At 44.1% G+C, this 18,060-nt stretch carries 15 protein-coding genes; 9 read left to right on the top strand and 6 right to left on the bottom strand.

From position 1 onward, the window contains the following. Window positions 1-101 precede the first annotated feature (101 nt). The 8 genes from B9Y77_RS08660 (at window position 102) to B9Y77_RS08625 (ending at window position 11,377) form a co-directional block, all read left to right on the top strand. A complete protein-coding gene (locus tag B9Y77_RS08660) occupies window positions 102-2,243 on the top strand; it encodes a CotH kinase family protein (protein ID WP_139829287.1) in 2,142 nt (713 codons plus the stop codon). Window positions 2,244-2,333: 90 nt separating this feature from the next. Next, a complete protein-coding gene (locus B9Y77_RS08655; RefSeq protein WP_085491241.1) occupies window positions 2,334-3,704 on the top strand; it encodes a nucleotide sugar dehydrogenase in 1,371 nt (456 codons plus the stop codon). 22 nt (window positions 3,705-3,726) lie between these two features. After that, window positions 3,727-5,040 (top strand): nucleotide sugar dehydrogenase, encoded by a 1,314-nt coding sequence (locus B9Y77_RS08650; protein ID WP_073423698.1) that lies wholly within the window; start codon window positions 3,727-3,729, stop codon window positions 5,038-5,040. Window positions 5,041-5,045: 5 nt separating this feature from the next. Beyond that, window positions 5,046-6,257, top strand: coding sequence for a glycosyltransferase family 4 protein (locus B9Y77_RS08645; RefSeq protein ID WP_085491240.1), 1,212 nt, complete (start codon window positions 5,046-5,048; stop codon window positions 6,255-6,257). 18 nt (window positions 6,258-6,275) lie between these two features. After that, the gene (locus B9Y77_RS08640; RefSeq protein ID WP_085491239.1) at window positions 6,276-8,198 is read left to right on the top strand and encodes an alginate lyase family protein; all 1,923 of its coding nucleotides are present in this window, start codon (window positions 6,276-6,278) and stop codon (window positions 8,196-8,198) included. 25 nt (window positions 8,199-8,223) lie between these two features. Then, window positions 8,224-9,273: a glycosyltransferase family 4 protein gene (locus B9Y77_RS08635; RefSeq protein WP_085491238.1), complete on the top strand. Its 1,050-nt coding sequence runs from the start codon at window positions 8,224-8,226 to the stop codon at window positions 9,271-9,273. Window positions 9,274-9,275: 2 nt separating this feature from the next. After that, window positions 9,276-10,391 (top strand): CDP-glycerol glycerophosphotransferase family protein, encoded by a 1,116-nt coding sequence (locus B9Y77_RS08630; protein WP_085491237.1) that lies wholly within the window; start codon window positions 9,276-9,278, stop codon window positions 10,389-10,391. After that, on the top strand, window positions 10,388-11,377 hold the full coding sequence (locus B9Y77_RS08625; protein ID WP_085491236.1) for a glycosyltransferase family 2 protein: 990 nt from the start codon (window positions 10,388-10,390) through the stop codon (window positions 11,375-11,377). Before B9Y77_RS08630 ends, B9Y77_RS08625 begins: the two co-directional genes overlap by 4 nt. Here B9Y77_RS08625 and B9Y77_RS08620 read toward each other — a convergent pair. Then, window positions 11,297-12,655 carry an O-antigen ligase family protein gene (locus B9Y77_RS08620; RefSeq protein ID WP_073423692.1) on the bottom strand — a complete coding sequence of 453 codons (1,359 nt, stop codon included), beginning with the start codon at window positions 12,653-12,655 and terminating at the stop codon, window positions 11,297-11,299. The genes B9Y77_RS08625 and B9Y77_RS08620 overlap by 81 nt on opposite strands. 92 nt (window positions 12,656-12,747) lie before the next feature. Here B9Y77_RS08620 and B9Y77_RS08615 point away from each other — a divergent pair, with 92 nt between their 5' ends. After that, window positions 12,748-13,590 carry an endonuclease/exonuclease/phosphatase family protein gene (locus tag B9Y77_RS08615; RefSeq protein ID WP_085491235.1) on the top strand — a complete coding sequence of 281 codons (843 nt, stop codon included), beginning with the start codon at window positions 12,748-12,750 and terminating at the stop codon, window positions 13,588-13,590. 1 nt (window position 13,591) lies between these two features. Here B9Y77_RS08615 and B9Y77_RS08610 read toward each other — a convergent pair whose 3' ends face one another. From B9Y77_RS08610 to B9Y77_RS08590, 5 genes are read right to left on the bottom strand one after another with little or no spacing between them, the layout of a single operon-like run. Next, window positions 13,592-14,578: a glycosyltransferase family 8 protein gene (locus tag B9Y77_RS08610; protein ID WP_085491234.1), complete on the bottom strand. Its 987-nt coding sequence runs from the start codon at window positions 14,576-14,578 to the stop codon at window positions 13,592-13,594. Window positions 14,579-14,580: 2 nt separating this feature from the next. After that, window positions 14,581-14,991 carry an FAD synthase family protein gene (locus B9Y77_RS08605; RefSeq protein ID WP_073423689.1) on the bottom strand — a complete coding sequence of 137 codons (411 nt, stop codon included), beginning with the start codon at window positions 14,989-14,991 and terminating at the stop codon, window positions 14,581-14,583. Between the two features lie 18 nt (window positions 14,992-15,009). Beyond that, on the bottom strand, window positions 15,010-15,915 hold the full coding sequence (locus B9Y77_RS08600; protein ID WP_085491233.1) for a DUF4422 domain-containing protein: 906 nt from the start codon (window positions 15,913-15,915) through the stop codon (window positions 15,010-15,012). A gap of 9 nt (window positions 15,916-15,924) precedes the next feature. Beyond that, window positions 15,925-17,049 (bottom strand): UDP-galactopyranose mutase, encoded by a 1,125-nt coding sequence (glf, locus tag B9Y77_RS08595; RefSeq protein ID WP_085491232.1) that lies wholly within the window; start codon window positions 17,047-17,049, stop codon window positions 15,925-15,927. A 2-nt stretch (window positions 17,050-17,051) separates the two neighbouring features. After that, window positions 17,052-18,053 (bottom strand): glycosyltransferase, encoded by a 1,002-nt coding sequence (locus B9Y77_RS08590; RefSeq protein ID WP_085491231.1) that lies wholly within the window; start codon window positions 18,051-18,053, stop codon window positions 17,052-17,054. Between the last annotated feature and the right edge of the window lie 7 nt (window positions 18,054-18,060).

The raw sequence follows: 18,060 nt of genomic DNA, 5'->3' as shown, positions 1-18,060 counted from the left end.
TTTTGTTGGTACTCGGAGCTTTTGCATTTTTTGCATCATGTTCCGATTCGAATCCGGTCGCTACGGATTCAGAAAATATTTCAAATAAAACTCAGCCTGTTATGAAACTCCCTTTGGCGGAGCGTTCTCCTGTTGTCTTTTCTGAAATCAATACCGTTAACCTAGTGTACAAAGATTACGACGGTGGCGATGCGGGCTGGGTGGAACTTTTCAATCGATCTGCGGATACGGTGGACTTGTCTGGAAAGTATTTGACGGATGATTCTGAAGAGCCGTTTAAATGGATGTTTGGCGACGTGAAAATTTCCCCAGATGAATTCATGATTGTATTCATGTCTGGAAAAAATTTAACCGTGACGAGAAATGGTGGGCTTGAACCGCATGCAGGTTTTAAGCTCGATAAGGATGGCGGAAACCTTTACCTTGTCAATGGCGATGGTCAAATTCTTGATTATGTCGAGTATCCGAAATTGCCGCCTGAAATGTCATGGTCGCTTGGAACATTGAGTGATGGTATTTCGTTGGACTTTGGTTATAGCGAGCCTTCTCCTTATGGAGAAACGGTAGGAACTGTTGTGCCGACACGTTCGCCTTCGGTGGATTTTTTGGTGAAACTTCCTCCGTCGGGATTTTATGCAGAACCGTTTGTGGTATCGTTTCCGAAGAGTGCTACAGTGCGTTGTGCTGTGGGTGGGGCTCTCCCTACGGCGGAAAGCCCGGTGACGACTGCTTTGAGAATTGACACTACAAAGACTATCCGTTGCGCTTCTTTTGTCGCGGGGGCGCTGAGTGGAGAAGAACTTGTGCGTACTTATGTTTTTGAGAGTGCGCCAACCATTCCTGCGGTGTTCTTGACGACTGATCCGAAATCTCTTTTTGACCCTGACTCTGGACTTTTTATGAAGGGAAATTTTCCCGATGGGAAAGTACCTGAAAAAGGTGCGAATTATTGGCAGGACAAGGAAATTCCTGTAGTTGTAGAATTGATGGAAAAGGACGCTGCCGCTCCTTCGTTTGTGAAACTAGCTGGGCTTCAGGTTTATGGTAATTACAGCCGCATCAAAAAGGAAAAGTCTGTCGCTATAACGTTCCGCGAAAAGTATGGCGATAAGCGCTTGGATTATGCGCTGTTCCCGGATTACCCTGAACTGCACAAATACAAGAGTTTTATTTTGCGCAATTTTGGCAATAATTTTGGAATGGATTACGTCCGCGACAGGCTTGGAAGTTCTATAGGTGATGATCTTGGACTTGATAGCCGTCATGGACGTTATGCGGTTGTTTACTACAATGGCGAATACTATGGCATTCAGGACCTTCGTGAACGATCGAATGAATATTACTTTGAAACGCGTTATGGAATGAATCCGGACGATATCGACTTGCTTGATGCGGAAAATGCAGTGTCTGCGGGCTCTGCGGTTGATTATGAGGCTCTGATAGATTGGCTGGAATCGCATAGCCTTGCTGATGATGAAAATTATGCGTATGTAGCATCGCAAATAGATGTTGATAATTACCTCAATTATGTGCATACGGAACTGTATGTAGACAATCGCGACTGGCCGGCAAATAATCTCAAAAAATGGCGAAATTCAAAATTGCAGACAAAATGGAAATGGTTCCTTTTCGATTTGGATTTTGGATTTGATAGCGGACTTAGTCTGTATGCAAACAATGTATTTGAATATGCTACGGCAGAAGATGGAAATTCCTGGCCGAATGGTCCGGAATACACGTTCCTGTTGCGTAAGCTGCTGGAAAATCCTGGGTTTAAATCTGCTTTTATAAATCGTCTGGCGGTACTGTTCCAAAAGAATTTTGAAAGCTCAAAGTTGCTTGCACGTGTAAAGAAGATGATGGCTGAAATCCAGGCCGAAATTTCTCGCGATCAGAAACGCTGGGAGCATAATGCTTTTGAAATGGAAACGGAACTGGAAAATGTTGAAGAATTTGTTAGAACTCGTGCGGCGGTAATGACGAAGGAACTCCAGGAATTCTTTGGATTAGGGGATGTGGCGTCTGTCACTTTAGCGGTGGAAGGCTCGGGAAGGATTCTTGTGCACGATCTCCCTGTAGATGAGGTCAAAATGTCTGTGAATTTCTTTGAAGATTCTCCGGTAACGCTCTATGCGGAGCCGCATTCTGGAAGTACTTTTGTAGGGTGGAGTGATGGCGAGACGGCTCCTTTGCGTATGATACAGCCACAATACGTAAGCGAGCTCACTGCTGTCTTCAAATAAGCCTTTATGCCTTCTAAACGGCTTATAAATTACGCACATTTTGAGTACAGTTGTTATTTACACATGTTGTAATTGCTATTTTGTAACATCATGAGTTTCGAAACTAAAATTGTTTGCATTGGTGCTGGCTACGTCGGTGGCCCCACCATGACCGTTATTGCCGATAAGTGCCCCGATGTTAAGGTTACCGTAGTTGATATCAACCAGTCGCGTATTGATGCCTGGAATAGCGAAAATCTCCCGATTTTTGAACCAGGTCTGGATGACGTTGTAAAGCGCGCCCGTGGCCGTAACCTGTTCTTTAGCACGGATATTCCTGCCGCTATCAAGGAAGCGGATATCATCTTTGTGTCGGTGAATACCCCGACGAAGACGTTTGGCCATGGTGCCGGCAAGGCTTCTGACCTCCAGTACTGGGAAAAGACCGCCCGCAACATTTTGGAAATTGCCGATGAAGGCAAGATTATCGTCGAAAAGTCGACGCTCCCGGTGCGTACTGCCGCCGCCATGGAACGAATCCTGAATTCCAACGATAAGGGACTCCACTTCGAAGTGCTCTCTAACCCGGAATTCTTGGCCGAAGGTACCGCCATCAACGACCTTTTTGAACCGGACCGCGTGCTTATCGGCTCCCATCAGACGGAATCGGGCCTTGCAGCCTGCCAGAAGCTCGTGGACGTGTATGCCCACTGGGTACCGCGTGACCGCATCCTTACGACGAACCTCTGGAGTTCCGAACTCACGAAGCTTACGGCGAACGCCTTCCTCGCTCAGCGCATCAGTTCTATCAACTCGATTAGCGCTCTTTGCGAACGTACTGGCGCGGATGTCGATGAAGTGGCTTACGTGATGGGCAAGGACCGCCGCATTGGCTCCAAGTTCCTCAAGGCATCCATCGGTTTCGGTGGTAGCTGCTTCAAGAAAGATATTTTGAACCTCGTGTACCTGTGCGGTTACTATGGACTCCCCGAAGTGGCCGCCTACTGGGAAAGTGTCGTGAAGATCAACGAGTGGCAAACCCACCGCGTGGTGGACCGTATGCTCGAGACGATGTTCAACACGATTGCGAGCAAGAAGATTGCCGTGTTCGGTTTTGCGTTCAAGGCAAATACGGGGGATACCCGTGAAAGCCCGGCGAACCTCGTTGTACGCGACTTGCTCGCCGAACATGCACTGCCTGTCGTGACTGACCCGAAGGCTATCCCGGACGCAAAGCGCGACCTCAAGGATGTGATTGAACAGGTAACGTTTGAAGAAGATCCGTACAAGGCTGCCGAAGGTGCACACGCTGTTGTCGTCTGTACTGAATGGAAGTGCTTTGCTGAACTCGACTGGAAACGCATTTACAGTACGATGGCAAAGCCAGCCTTTGTGTTTGATGGTCGTAATATTTTGGATGCCGATGCTCTTCGCAAGATTGGGTTTGAAGTGACGAGTATCGGTAAGGGTAAGGCGGAGTAGTTTTTTTAAGAGAAAATGGGTTATGGCTTCTATTAGTGTTTTTGGACTGGGTTATGTGGGTTGCGTTGGAATCGCCTGTCTTGCGAAACTTGGACACCGGGTTGTTGGCTACGATGTTGATGAAAACAAGGTTCGCCGGATCGCCAATGGGCTTCCGACAATCGTAGAACGAGATATCGATGAAGTTATGCAGGATGGCTTTAAGGCGGGACTGATCTCGGCGACGTCGTCTGCGGTTGAAGCGGTTTCAAAGACTGATATTTCGTTTTTGTGCGTGGGTACTCCTAATGCTCCAGATGGTCGTTTGGACACGACGTATTTGATGTCTGCAGTTCGTGCAATTGCTGAAGCTATCCGTTCAAAGTCGACGTTCCACATTGTGGTTATCCGCAGTACTGTTCCTCCTGGAACGAACGCTCTTGCAACTGCCTTGATTGAAAAGATTTCGGGCAAGCGTGAAGGAATCAACTTTGCCGTGGCCTCGAACCCGGAATTCCTCCGTGAAGGTATGGCTGTTGCCGATTACCTGAACCCGCCGTTGACCGTGATTGGTTGCAATAGCCGCCGTGCCCTGGATAGCCTCAAGGGAATTTATGAATCGCTTGGCAGTGAAATTGTCGAAGTGGAACCTAAGGTGGCGGAGATTATAAAATTTGTCAATAACTCCTACCATGCACTGAAGGTCACGTTCGGTAACGAAATCGGCGCTATCTGCAAAAAGCTCGATATCGATAGCCATAGCGTCATGAACTTGTTCTGCATGGATACGCAGCTGAACATTTCTCCGTATTACTTCAAGCCGGGCTTTGCTTATGGCGGATCTTGCTTGCCGAAGGATTTGCGAGGTCTGAATTTCTTGGCGGAATCGAACCAGGTTGAAGTTCCTGTGCTTTCTTCGATTGAATGCAGCAACAATAGGCACATTGAACGTGTGCTGGAACGCGTGCAGCAGATTGGCGTGCGTTCTGTGGGCATTATCGGCTTGACGTTTAAGGCGGGTACGGATGACTTGCGCAACTCGGCTGCGATTCGTTTGGCTGAAGGCGTGCTTGGTAAGGGGTGCTCTTTGAGCATTTATGACCGCTATTTGAATATCGCTCGCGAAAAGGAAACAAACCTGCGTGAACTTAATAAGCGCATCCCGCACTTGCTCCCGCTTTTGGTGCAAAAAGTTGAAGATGTCGTGAAGTCCACTTCGCTTGTCATTATTACTGTTCGAAATCCGGAAATTCCGGAACTTATTCGCAAGAACCCCGAAATACATTTTTTGGACTTGGTGCGCGTGAAGGATTCGTCCGTGGAAACGCTGCCTAATTACGAAGGTTTTTGCTGGTAATTTTTATGGATCAGTCTTTGAAGGAACTTTCTGGCAAGAAAGTTTGCATTGTTGTTGAAAATCTTCCGGTGCCTTTTGACCGTCGCGTATGGCAAGAAGCGACTTCTTTGCATGAAGCGGGCGCTGAGGTGACGGTCATTTGTCCCCAGACAAAAAAGTATCCCCTAGAATACGAGGAACTCGAGGGCATCAAGATTTATCGCCATCCTTTGCCGGAAGCGAACAGGACGCTTGATTATTTCAAGGAATATTTCTGTGCCCTTTATCATGAGACTCGTCTCTTGTTCAAGGTGTTTAGAAAGCAGGGCGTGCAGGATGTGATCCATGCTTGCAATCCGCCGGACTTGATTTTCATTGCGGCATTCTTGTTCTTTACGTTTACGCGTTGCAAGTTCCTCTTTGACCACCACGACATCAACCCGGAACTCTGGATTGCAAAGTTTGGCAAGAAAGGGCTTGGCTACCGCGCGATGATTCTTGTGGAACGCCTCACGTACTTCTTTGCAAAGCATGCCATAGTCACGAATGAATCGTACAAGGAAATTGCGATGCGTCGCGGCAAAAAGCGCGAAGAGGATGTGACGATTGTTCGCAGCGGTCCGAACCTCTCGAAGTTGAAGATTGGTCCTGCTAAGCCGGAAGTCAAAAAAGGCTTTAAGTACTTGGTGGGCTATATCGGCGTGATGGGCAAGCAGGAAGGTATCGATCTTTTGCTCAAGTCTGTCGATTACATCGTGAACAAGAAAGGTCGTAAGGATATCCGCTTCTGCATCATGGGCGGAGGACCTTCCTTGGATGAACTTCGCGAATTGAACAAGTCGATGAACTTGACCGATTATGTGGAGTTCCCGGGTCGCGTGAGTGATGAATTTTTGGCTGACGTGATGAATACGGCTGATGTGTGCGTCAATCCGGATTTGCCTTCTGAAATGAATGACAAGTCTACCATGAACAAGATCATGGAATACATGGCGTTTGGAAAGCCTATTGTGCAGTTTACGCTTAAGGAAGGCAAGTTCTCGGCACAGGAAGCTTCGCTTTATGCAAAGAATACTGATACGGACGACTTTGCCGATAAGATCCTGTGGCTCTTGGACAACCCTGAAAAGGCGGCGGAAATGGGCGCCTTTGGTCGCAAGCGTGTGCAAAACGAACTCAGCTGGGATTACGAAAAGCCGAAGCTGATTAGCGCGTACAAGAAGTTGCTTGGACTGTAAAAAGGGAACTGTTTTCTTGTGAAACTGTCCTGGTACATCAAGAGATTAAAGACTTTCTCTGCGGGTGAATTTATCTACCGCATTCGTCAGCGCGTGCGTACGCATGTTTTGGATAAACGCCTGATGGACGTGTCTATAGCTTCGGTGGCATTGCCGAAATCTGCTGTCATTGACGATGATGCGTCTCATTTGAATTATCCGATTTTTGATAAGACTATTGACGTGTTCAAGCCTATCCATTGGCATTTGGACTTGTCGGCAGGACGGGAATTTCCGAAATCCTTTGCGCATAAAATTGATATCCGTAGCGATAAGTATGGTAGCGCCAAGCATGTGTGGGAAGTGAACCGCATGCAGTTTATGTTGCACATCGCGATGCTTTATAAAAAGAGCGGTGATGCAAAGTATTTGGATCTGTTCTGCTATCATTTGACGAGCTGGAAAAATGAAAACCCGTACATGGTCGGGGTCAACTGGTACAGCAATATTGAAGTCAACTTGCGATTGATTTGCTGGTATTATTGCTGGCAAGTTTTTGATGTTGAAAATCTTCGTGCATCGAATGCGGATTTTGCGAAAATTGTCGATTCTATCTGGTTGCCGCTCATTTTTGAACATGCGGAATATTCGTACAACCACCCGTCGCTTTGTTCTTCGGCAAACAACCATTTGATTTCGGAATATGCAGGCTTGTTTGTGGCGGCTTGCAAATGGAACATCCCACATCGCGAAGCTCGTTTAAAGTATGCAAAGGTGGGACTCGAACGCGAAATTCTTTTGCAAAACTCTGCTGAAGGTGTAAACCGCGAAGAGGCGGCGGAATATATCCAGTTCATCGACGACTTTTTCTTGATCGCTGCTGTGGCTGGGCTCCATGCCGGTAATGAATTCTCGGATGCGTACAATGAACGCTTGCATGCGATGGCGCGTTACATGAATGCATTCTTGGATGGCAACTTTAATTACCCGATGTACGGCGATGGCGATGACGGCTTTGTGCTCCGCCCTGATGCAGGTGTACATTTCAACAACTTCAAGTCATTGCTTGTTTCGTTTGCAACGTATTTTGAAGATGGATCGCTAAAGCGTGCAAATGTTGTTTGGGACGAGAAAAATGAGTTGCTGTTTGGTGATGCAGGTCGTAAAACATTTGAATCGCTGAATGTTGCCGATGAGCGCGAAACTCTTGATGGTAATCATTTTTATCCGGAAAGTGGGCATTTTATTTTCCGTAAGGCTGTGGAGCCTTGTAACGCCGAAAAACGTTTCGATGGTTTTACTGGCGTGCGTGAGACGTATTTGCATTTCGATGCGGCTCCGCTCGGCTTTTTAAGCATTGCAGCTCATGCTCATGCCGATGCGCTTAGCTTTATTCTGCATGTCGATGGAATGCCTGTGATAGTTGATCCGGGAACGTTCACGTACCACACGCATAAGGATTTGCGCCGTTATTTTGTGAGTACTTTGGCTCACAATACGGTTTGCGTGAACGGCAAAAATCAGGCGCTGCAGGCGGGACCCACATTGTGGCTTGCACACTACCATTGCAAAACGCTGAATGTCGGCGAAAACTTTGTTGAAGCAACGCACGATGGCTACCGCAAGGATGGCGTAGAACATGTCCGTAAAGTCGAATACAATCGAGAAAAGGACGAGTTCACGATTACAGATACATTGCATGGATTCTCTCCGTTCACGGTCGAAATTCCGTTCCATCTGCATCCGACCGCTAAGGTGCAGCTCGATGGCGCCTTGGCAACGGTCGATGTGTCGGGCGCTCGCCGTGTTGTGATTGCTCTTGACGAGAAACTTTCGTATTCCATTCGTGAAGACGGCTGGTATTCGGAACACTTTGGCGATAAGGAACCGGCGCGATACCTATATGCAAAAATTGAATGCAGGGATTCTGTAGAAATCGTGACGAAGATAAGTGTGCTGTAGTCTTTTATTTTTCTAGATTTCATGCATGTTTGAAAAGGTTTGTCATATTGGCCCTGGCTTTGCTGTGCAGGGTGGAATTAGTTCAGTTCTTGTCTGCTATAAAAAACTTTTCAATTTGCCTGAAGGGAATTTTATAGAATCATATAACGGCTCATTTGTCCGTTCCCTTCCGGTCTTGCTGAAAGTCTGCTTGAAGCTCCTGTTTTTCCCGTCGAAAAAATTTGCGTTTTACCAAATCCATACGTCTAGTTACGGCAGCTTTTACAGAAAGTATCTTATAAGCCGTTGCTTGCGTTTTCGGGGAAAAAAATATACAGCCCATATTCATGGCAGCCAATTCGACAAGTTTTGCGACGAGGCATCTCCTTTGCTCAAATGGATGCTGAAAGATTATTTTCGTCAAGCCGAAAGAGTTCTGATCCTTTCATCGGAAATGAAGGGTATCGTGCAGAGTGTGGATCCGTCTATTGAAAAGTTTACGACGATTCCAAATCCTGGTGCTGATATTGCTGATGCTCCGGTTGATCTTGAAGCGCATGAATTACCTGTCCAGATTATTTTTTCGGGTCGTTTTGGAAAGCGTAAGGGCGTTTACGATTTGATTGACGCTTTTTCGAAAGCGAATTTCTCGGTTCCTGTAAAGCTGTCTTTGTTTGGTGATGGAGAGGTGGAACAGGTTCGTGCCGCAGTCAAGGAATCCCCGAAATGCAGAGATATCAGCGTGTCTTCCTGGGTCGTTCATTCGGAGTATGTGAAGATGCTCCCTAAATACGATTTGCTGGTGCTTCCGTCGTATGCAGAGCGTTTTAGCATGAGTCTGGTCGAAGCTTTGGGTTTTGGCTTGCCTGCAATTTCGACATTTGTCGGTGGAACTGCAGAAGTGGTCAAGGACGGAGAATGTGGCATTCTTTGTGAACCGGGTGATATTCAGGCTTTGACGCGTGCATTGGAAAAATTGGTAAACGACAAGGCGCTCCGCGTGAGCATGGGACGTGCAGGCTGGGAAAGGGCTCAGGACGCTTTTTCCCCTAAAGTCGTTTATGATAAGCTTGAAAAGTGTTATAAGGAACTATAAACATGTCTCGATGGATTAAGAATTTTATTCTTCGCATGCTATGCTTTTTCGTTTCGGTATTTTACCGAATGAACCGGAAAAAAATTTTTTTTAGAGCATATAATGGCTTGCGTTACGCGTGTAATCCGAGAGCGATTTCCGAGAAAATGCATGAAATGGATCCGGACATGGAAATTGTCTGGAGTTTGAACGATGTGAATGATGTTGCGGAAATTCCTGATTATGTGCGAATTGTAAAGAAAAAATCTTTCGCAGAATATAGAGAATTGTTTACATCTAAATTTTGGGTGCTGAATGCGGGTATTGTGATCCCGTGCAAGCGAAAAGGACAAATCTACATGGATACGTGGCATGGAGATCGTGCCTTTAAAAATGTCGATAAAACATCAGATGGAAGTTCGCTTCTTTCGGAGGCGTATAAGTGTGCAGATGTTATTTTGTCAGGCTCCGATTATGGTGATGAAATTATTCGGCGCTCTTTGAATCCTAATGCTGAAATATTGCGCTGTGGCTCTCCTCGAAATGATGTGTTCTTCCAAGATTATACCCATAAGGCAGACTCTGTTCGCAAGGCTTTGAATTTGGAGGGTTTTGACAAAATTCTTACATATGCTCCTACTTTTCGAGGAAATGGCGTTGCCGCCGATATGTTAGACTTTTCGTATTTGGCTGATGAACTTGAAAAGAGAGATGGAAAAAAGTGGGGAATACTGATTCGTCAACACCACAAGGTGAAAATGTTGCCTGAATGGAAAACGGATTCCCGAATTGTAGATGCATCCAAGTATCCTGAAATGCAGGATTTGTTGCTGATTTCCGATGTGGTAATTTCGGATTATTCATCCTTGGTTGGCGATTATGTTTTGTTGAATAGACCTGTGGTGTTGTATGTGCCCGATCTAGATGATTATAAATCTAGTCGCGGTTTGAATTTTGATGTCGAAAAAAGTCCTTTCAAGTATGCAAAGAATGTAAAAGACTTGTTCCAGACGATCATTGATTTTAACGAATCGGATGCCCCTGAAAATTGCAAACAGATTCTGGATTTCTATGGACATGTCTGTGAAACTGGACATGCCTCTGAACAAGCTTGTCAATGGATTCTTGATAGAGTATGAGTGAATCGATATCATTCATTCTTCCAGTTTATAATGCTGAAAAGCATTTGGCTCAATGCATTGAATCGGTTTTGAGTCTTAAGGATTCAATTGAATGGGAACTTGTTATTGTTGATGACGGGTCGAAAGATTCGAGCGCTGCTATTTGTGACCAGTTTTCAAAAATGGATTCGCATGTCCGTGTATTGCATGTCGAAAACGGTGGCGTGAGTAGAGCCCGCAATTTAGGGCTGCAGAATGCTCAAAAAGAAGTTGTTACTTTTATCGATGCGGATGACTGGATTGATGCTACTGCTTTTGTAAAAGCGTTTCATGCTTATGTTTTGTTTGATGCTGAATTGGGGTATGTTCCGTTCTTTAGCGTTGAAAACGGAAGGAGTAGAATTGTTCCGTTGTCTGTTGGTGAAGATCGGCTCCTTTCGTTGGAAGATAAGGATTATATTCTCAAAAAGAGACTTGGCGCAGGCATTGACTTTTACGGTTATGTATGGCGTTGCTTTTTTTCTAGAAAGCTCGTTGAAAAAATTGAATTCAATACATCGCTCAAATACAATGAGGATGTCCTGTTTTGCCTTGAAACACTTTATAAAGCAAAAAAAGTGGCTGTTATTAACCTAGCTTATTATTACTATAGGGTGAACCCGGAGCAACATTCTATTAGCAAGGGGACGTATTCCTTGGAAAACCGTATTGCCGGGTGGAATAAAATCAAGGAATGGGCGGCCGCAAATCATATAGATTTTGATTTTGCCCTGATGCGTAGGCATTGCCCTGTTTATGCGAGAATGTTTGCCTTGATTGCTATGAACCATCGCGGTTTTAAGCGTGCAAAGGCTTTATGGAAAGTCCACTGTCAGATTCCAAAGTCTGAAATCCGTCAATGGAAAATGTCGTACTGGGGAAAGTCATTTGCTCCGTACGTCTTGAGCCAAAGATTTCATTTGGGGATTCTTGGTTATTTCTTCCTTTTGCTCCGATTCTTCTGAAATCTGAATGTTCCCTGCGAGTAGACCTATGATAAGGTAGGTGTATGCAGATGCATTGCCCATATTCCCAGACAGTATAAAGAATAGCGTCATGGCGAATATTTCAAGTGCTCCTGATATGGCAACCATGTTTTCGTTTCGACGCCTGAAGAAGTAGACGAAAATCCAGATGGAAAGTGTGAAGTATAGGAATAGTCCTACAAAACCGTAATTGATCAGTTTTGGAAAGAGGATGGATTCCATTCCTAAAATATCTTCGTTTCGAATTCGGTCTCCATAGGCGTCTGTTTCAAAAATATGTTTGGTCAGGTATCCGACTCCGTTTCCGAATAGAGGGCTTTCTGCAATTTGAACGATTGAAAATAGAAGTTGCTGTTCACGGAGCTGTAATGAACTACCTCGGGTTTCTTGGGAAAAATTATCAATGACTTTTTGTATGCCGAAGTATGCCGCGATGACGAGGGCGAATATCATGAACAACTTTATAAGAATATGCCATTTGCGGGTAAACCAAAATGCAAGTGCGACTGCAGAACAAAGCATTCCCGTTCGGCTTCCGCTAAGTAACAGGTTGGCAAGATAAATGCCGACGAATGCAAGTTTCCATGACTTGTTGATGTCGATTTTATTTAGCATTGGGAAGAATACTAGGATTATTCCGCAAAGGAGCGTGCCGTAAGCCGTTGGATAAGTTGTGGTAAGTAACGTTCTTGTGCGCCATGCATCACTTGCGTTGATATTTGTTGCAAGGTTGTAAAAGCCGTCGTAATAGGGGAACGCGGAACAGATGTACTTGAATGGATAGTTGGCGTTGAACAGCCCTTCGAAAACGCCAAGCACCCCTAATATGAATATGATCGGAAATAACTGCTGTAGAGTCTTTATGACGTCTATTCTACGACCGATAATGAACGCGGCCAACAGGTAGCCATACAGTTCTATGATGTAGCGGGCGAGAACGTAATATTCCTTGATGTCAAATTTATTGTTTGAATAGACTGTGCAAATAAATGAAATGATTACTAATGAGAGCGGAATTTTAAAAGGAAATTTTTTTAGGGATTCAATGAAAAAATTATAGTTCTTTAAAATTTCGACAAGAAAGAACGAGTATAGAAGAATATGCTGGGGTGAAAGCTTTGGGGAATCGATAATCCAAATGCACGATGGAAAAAGAAGCGTGCCTATGAACAATGCGCAAAAACGGGCTTCAGCATCTTTGTAGAGCAGTACAAAAAAACAGGATGCGAAAATGGCATAGACAAGAAAATCAATCATAGCGTGCTGAAAATATAAAAAAGTTTCAAATTGCTCAAAACGGGTCTTTGAAAAACTATTATTTTTTATCTATCAAAAAAGGAAGGTGTAAAATGAAACTATCGACTATTTTCTTTGTAATAGCAGGACTCCTTTGTGGTCAGGCTTTTGCTGAAAAAGTTACTTATGCGACTTGGAATATCCGCTACGCCAATGCGAAGGATTCTGCTAATGGGGATGGCTGGGGCAAGCGCGCTCCGAGAATTGCCGAGGTAATCCAGTTCTATGATTTCGATATCATTTCTATGCAGGAACCGGATAAGAACCAGGTGGCAGATTTGGCTGCCTTGCTACCGGATTATGATTATGTCCAAGCCGATTCCATTTATTTCCATCCGATCTTTTTCAAGAAGTCCCTTTTTAAAAAAGTTGATTCGGGAATGTTCTGGTATTCTGAATCTGGCGAACGTGGTTCCATTGGTTGGGGTGCAAGCCAAATTCGTTATTGCTCGTGGGCTAAATTGATGCCGAAACAAGGGAAGAATAAAAAGCCTTTGTTCATTTTCAACGGACATTGGGACCATAAAAGTTGGGATGCTCGAAAGGAATCTGCAAAGCTGACGGTGAGAAAGATTAAGGACATTGCGGGGACAGGCTTGGCAATCTTTTCTGGAGATACTAATGTTGAAACGGATAAGGAACCCTACAATACGATGCAGAGGTCTTCAATTCTCATGGATTCCAGAAAGGCTTCAAAAATCGTCTATGCTCCAAATAATTCTTTCAACAACTTTGACCCGAATACTTATGGCAAATGGCAAATTGACCACGTATTTGTAAGCCCGACATTTAATGTGATGAAATATGGAATCTTGAATGAACGTTACTATGATGGTAAAAAGTGGCGCTATCATTCAGACCATTTGCCGATTATGGTCAATCTTGAGTATAAATAAACTATTTAACTTTTGATTTGACCTTGTTCATTACGGCCTGTTGAATGTCGGAAAAATCCATGTCCTTGTATATGTTTTTCGATGTCATCAGTCCGTAGTTGGCAATCTTTTCACGAAGTCTGTATTTAAAAAGTCTAAATCCTTTGTGGCGAAAACCAAGTTTGGTGTTTCGCCATTCTGTTTTATCGTAGAAAAATAGCCAAACAGACTTTAATGGATTGACACATTCACGGTGCCAAGGCTTTCTAAAACCTGTATAGTGTATTAGGCTCGGGTTGGATAGCGCTGTCTGCAATTCCTCGAAATGGCTTCTGCTAATGAACTGGTCTTTTAGCGGTTCGAAAAAATGTTCTTGTAGATTGTAGCAAATCGGGAGTTCTGCAATTAGCCCATGAAGTATGACATTTAAGGCGTCTTGATCGTGATACTGGCAAATGTCTTGATTGTTGGCAATGTAATGGAGCGCTTTGTTTTGAATGTCATTGTCGCGCCACCATTTTAGATTGATGAGCATGATTCCGGCATTGAAGTAGTCGCTGTCCTTGGGGAGCGACAGACGGTTCAGAATACGGATGTCGTTGCAGCGCATGTCTGGGACGGCGGCTGCGGCGTGGCTTGCAAGCGGAGTTTCCCAAAGTTCCTGGATAGAGCCTGTGCAAATGACATCACCATCGATGTAAAGGACTTTGTCTAGGTCTTGTGGGAGAATTGAGGGTAAAAATAGGCGGATGTAAGTTGCCAAAGAAACATGTTCTCCGGGACGAATCGGGCAATCTTTCAAACAGGATTCGTCAAGGCTGTAAAAGCTGATGCTTGAATTGGCGTTCCCGAGATGCCTAGATAGCTGGTCCTTAAATTTTTGGTCCAGTTTCGTAGAAACGATATTGTAATGAATCTCGAGATTTGGATTAGTAAGACCAATAGATGTCGTGAGGACTGATGTCGGCATGACATAGTTTTCATCTGTGCAAAGAACTATTTCTACCATGATTAGTCTTTAGGGGATTTGATTTCTTCCTTGATTTCCGTGGTGCTGACACCTTCGGTTCTTGGAAGATAGAGAACTTCGCAGTAATCTTTTAGAAAATCGAATTTTCCTGTCCAGTCGCTTCCCATGACGAATAGGTCGCAGTGGTATTTTTGGACATCGCTTATTTTTTGTTCCCAGTTGTCTTCTCGGATGACCTTTGTAACCATGCGGAGGGATTCTACGATTTCTTTGCGATTTTCAAACGGAACGATGCATTTTTTACCCTTCAGGGTGTTGAATTCGTCCGAAGAAACTGCTACGTATAGTTCGTCTGCCAAATTGGCGATTCTTTTGAGGAGACGCAAGTGGCCTATATGGAATAGGTCGTATGTACCGTAGGTAATAGCTCGTTTGTATTTTTTCTCGCTCATAATTCAAAAATAAAAATCTTAAGGAACGGTCCAGTAGCGTTCTTGTTTATTTCCACGGACTTTTGACAGGAAAAATGCGAAATTATCCTTAATGCGCATTTTTTTATACTTTAGCCGAGCTATTAATCCCTCGTCAATCTTTTTTGGATTTTCAGTATAAACATAGTAATTCAGGTTCTTTAAAGAATACTGCTTGTACTTGACCCATACAGTCCAAAGTCTTTCGGCGAGGAATCCGTAAATCCTCTTCTGGTAGCTATCGTATTTCTCGATGTCGATGATTTTTTCTGCTTTGAATAAAATTCCAAAAAGCCATTTGCAGTAATCGTCGAATTCGTTCCACGGCATGATGAACATGTTGCAGTCGTAAAAGTAGTTGCTGCCGAGAAATACATCGTTGAACGCGTTTAAAAATTCTGGGTAGTCGTTTCGAACGATATCATGAATGACGCGTAAATCGGAGCTGTAGTGGGCATGTTCGTAGCCGCTTGCGACTGAGGTCTTGAGGTACGCCCTGGGGGTTGTGATGACCTTGTTGGCAGAAAGCCAGGACTCGATTCTAGATGTATTGAGCTTGTACTCGGAAATGCCTTTTACATCTTTTGGTATGCCACTGCTTGTGAGGCGAGTCTCATTAAACGCGAAAAAACGACGATAATGGTTTAGTCCGATATATTCTAAGTTCGGATAAATAGACTTGATATTTTTCCACGCCCAATAAATTGCGGTCAGCTCACAAAAACTGCGGTTCTTGTTGCTGATATTGTCACAAGGCTCTCCGTTCAATTGATCGTCGCGTTGGATTCCAAGGTTTGCCTCTGAAATGGCTGCTCCGACATGAATCGGTAAGAATATACCGTCTTGCGGCAATTCGCTTGGTTTGTGGCAACAGACGAGAATCTTTATTTTGGAATCTTCGAGCATGGCTGAAATTTAGAATTTTTCAATGTTCAGGACTTGCTCGATAATCGGGGCCATGTCGTAATACTTGTATTGCGCAAGACGGCCTCCAAAGATGACATCTTTTTCTTGATCGGCTAGTTTGCGGTATTCTTCGGCGAGCTTGTTGTTGCGCTCATCATTGACGGGGTAGTAAGGTTCCATGCCGTCTTTGTATTCGGTGGAGTATTCTTCTGAGACAACCGTTTTCGGAACGCTATAGACATCGGCGCCGAACATTTCAAAATGCTTGTGCTCGATGATACGTGTATACGGCTGGTCATGCGAAGTGTAGTTGACGACGGCGTTTCCTTGGAAGTTTGGCGTGTTTTCTGTGCGCGTCTTGAAACTGACGGTGCGCCAGTCGAGCTTGCCGAGCTTATAGCCGAAAAATTCATCAATGGCGCCTGTGTAGACAAGCTTGTCTGCTATTTCACGCCTGTTGTCTTTATATTCAGCAAAGAAATCGACGCCGGTGCGCGTCTTGATTCCGGTGAGCAATCCGTCAATGAGCTTGTTGTAACCGCCGATAGGAATGCCCTGGTACTTGTCGTTAAAGTAGTTGTTGTCGAATATGAGACGCACTGGGAGGCGCTTGATGATGAACGCCGGCAAGTCCTTGCAATTACGGCCCCACTGCTTTTCGGTGTATTCCTTGATGAGCTTTTCGAAGATGTCCTTGCCGACGAGCGTGAGCGCCTGTTCTTCGAGGTTTGCTGGCTCGCGACCATTCAATGCGGCAATGGCTTCGGCTTTTTGCTCTTCGATTTTTGCCTTTGCCTCTGCCGGCGTTGTGACGCCCCACATCTGGTAGAACGTGTTCATGTTGAATGGCAGATTATAAAGCTTGCCTTTGTAGTTTGCAACAGGGCTGTTCGTGTAGCGGTTGAATTCCACGATGGAATTTACGAAGTCCCATACTTGCTTGTTGCTAGTATGGAAAATATGGGCTCCGTACTTGTGGACATTGATACCTTCAATGTTTTCGCAATAGACATTTCCACCAAGTTGTGCGCGCTTATCTATGACGAGACATTTTTTTCCGGCACGGGTGGCGCGGTATGCAAATGTGGCGCCGAAAAGGCCTGAACCGACAATGAGGTAATCGAATTCTTTCATAATTAAAAAAGTTTTTTTATTTTGTTTCGAATTTTAGACTTTATTAATGAACATTTCCTGACTAGAAAAGATATTATTTTATATGCTTTTTTACCCTTGTCATACCAGGACCGAAGAATAACAATTAAAGGGTCCTCAAAAAATAAAACATCGCTTCCTGATATTAAACAAGTTAATGGCGCAATTCCTTTACTTGGATCGTCAAAAAGTTTTTCTATTTGTGGCGTTATTTCCCCATGTTGTTTGACTTGCAGGAGAATTTTTTTTTCATTTAACAAAAAAGGGGGCATTTTGCCATTGTTTTCGCTGGTGCATAAATAGTGAATTATTTTTGCATCTTTAAAATGGCGTAATCCATGTTTGAATTCACAGTTCCAGCAGTCGGGCAAAGTTTTAATTTGATGTCCCAATTCGTAATTTGTCTTGGCTAGACTTGGTTGATCCATGGATACCCTTTTTAGAGTCCCATCTTGATAATTTTTATTCCATCTTGTAAAAAAATTGTGGGTTGCTGGAATGTCTCGAACGAATATTACTCCGCTGTTGAAGTATTCGGTTTCGTTTTCTATAGGCCATTCTAGCTTTGTTCCATGTTTTAGGCACATGGACCTGTATGGATTGTCTTTAAATGGTACATGTGTATCCCAACATGCAGCCATATCTACATCAATTTCATCAATTTCATCTAATGGTTTTACAATGATTGTGTCGCAATCAATGAATAAAAAATCGCCTTGTACATAGTTCCGAACATTAGTCTTTAATAGACGACTTCTTTTTTGCGCGGAAATAGATGGATCTAATTCGATAATGATTATTTCATCCGCGATAGCGGATTCTTTTTTTCTCGTTCCTGTTAAGGATTCGCTTGTTTTTGAATCTGTTAAGAGCGTAATATGGACATCTGGCATATGATGCTTTGCTGAAAGCATTGATACATATGCTTGCTCTAGGTAGATGTCGTCTTCTGAGCTTACAAGAACATAAACAATTTTTGTTTTCATTCGTGCA

This window comes from Fibrobacter sp. UWB13 (genome assembly GCF_900177805.1).
Lineage (GTDB): Bacteria > Fibrobacterota > Fibrobacteria > Fibrobacterales > Fibrobacteraceae > Fibrobacter.
Note: the sequence above shows the minus strand (reverse complement) of the source record. Positions and strands in the feature narration are given on the sequence as shown.

What these genes read in the sequence shown, in the direction of transcription:
- B9Y77_RS08605 (WP_073423689.1), bottom strand. Translation starts at nt 14,991, where the DNA reads ATGAGCGAGAAAAAATACAAACGAGCTATTACCTACGGTACATACGAC.
- B9Y77_RS08625 (WP_085491236.1), top strand. Translation starts at nt 10,388, where the DNA reads ATGAGTGAATCGATATCATTCATTCTTCCAGTTTATAATGCTGAAAAG.
- B9Y77_RS08615 (WP_085491235.1), top strand. Translation starts at nt 12,748, where the DNA reads ATGAAACTATCGACTATTTTCTTTGTAATAGCAGGACTCCTTTGTGGT.
- B9Y77_RS08600 (WP_085491233.1), bottom strand. Translation starts at nt 15,915, where the DNA reads ATGCTCGAAGATTCCAAAATAAAGATTCTCGTCTGTTGCCACAAACCA.
- B9Y77_RS08610 (WP_085491234.1), bottom strand. Translation starts at nt 14,578, where the DNA reads ATGGTAGAAATAGTTCTTTGCACAGATGAAAACTATGTCATGCCGACA.
- B9Y77_RS08620 (WP_073423692.1), bottom strand. Translation starts at nt 12,655, where the DNA reads ATGATTGATTTTCTTGTCTATGCCATTTTCGCATCCTGTTTTTTTGTA.
- B9Y77_RS08655 (WP_085491241.1), top strand. Translation starts at nt 2,334, where the DNA reads ATGAGTTTCGAAACTAAAATTGTTTGCATTGGTGCTGGCTACGTCGGT.
- B9Y77_RS08590 (WP_085491231.1), bottom strand. Translation starts at nt 18,053, where the DNA reads ATGAAAACAAAAATTGTTTATGTTCTTGTAAGCTCAGAAGACGACATC.
- B9Y77_RS08635 (WP_085491238.1), top strand. Translation starts at nt 8,224, where the DNA reads ATGTTTGAAAAGGTTTGTCATATTGGCCCTGGCTTTGCTGTGCAGGGT.
- B9Y77_RS08630 (WP_085491237.1), top strand. Translation starts at nt 9,276, where the DNA reads ATGTCTCGATGGATTAAGAATTTTATTCTTCGCATGCTATGCTTTTTC.
- B9Y77_RS08645 (WP_085491240.1), top strand. Translation starts at nt 5,046, where the DNA reads ATGGATCAGTCTTTGAAGGAACTTTCTGGCAAGAAAGTTTGCATTGTT.
- glf (WP_085491232.1), bottom strand. Translation starts at nt 17,049, where the DNA reads ATGAAAGAATTCGATTACCTCATTGTCGGTTCAGGCCTTTTCGGCGCC.
- B9Y77_RS08660 (WP_139829287.1), top strand. Translation starts at nt 102, where the DNA reads ATGAAACTCCCTTTGGCGGAGCGTTCTCCTGTTGTCTTTTCTGAAATC.
- B9Y77_RS08650 (WP_073423698.1), top strand. Translation starts at nt 3,727, where the DNA reads ATGGCTTCTATTAGTGTTTTTGGACTGGGTTATGTGGGTTGCGTTGGA.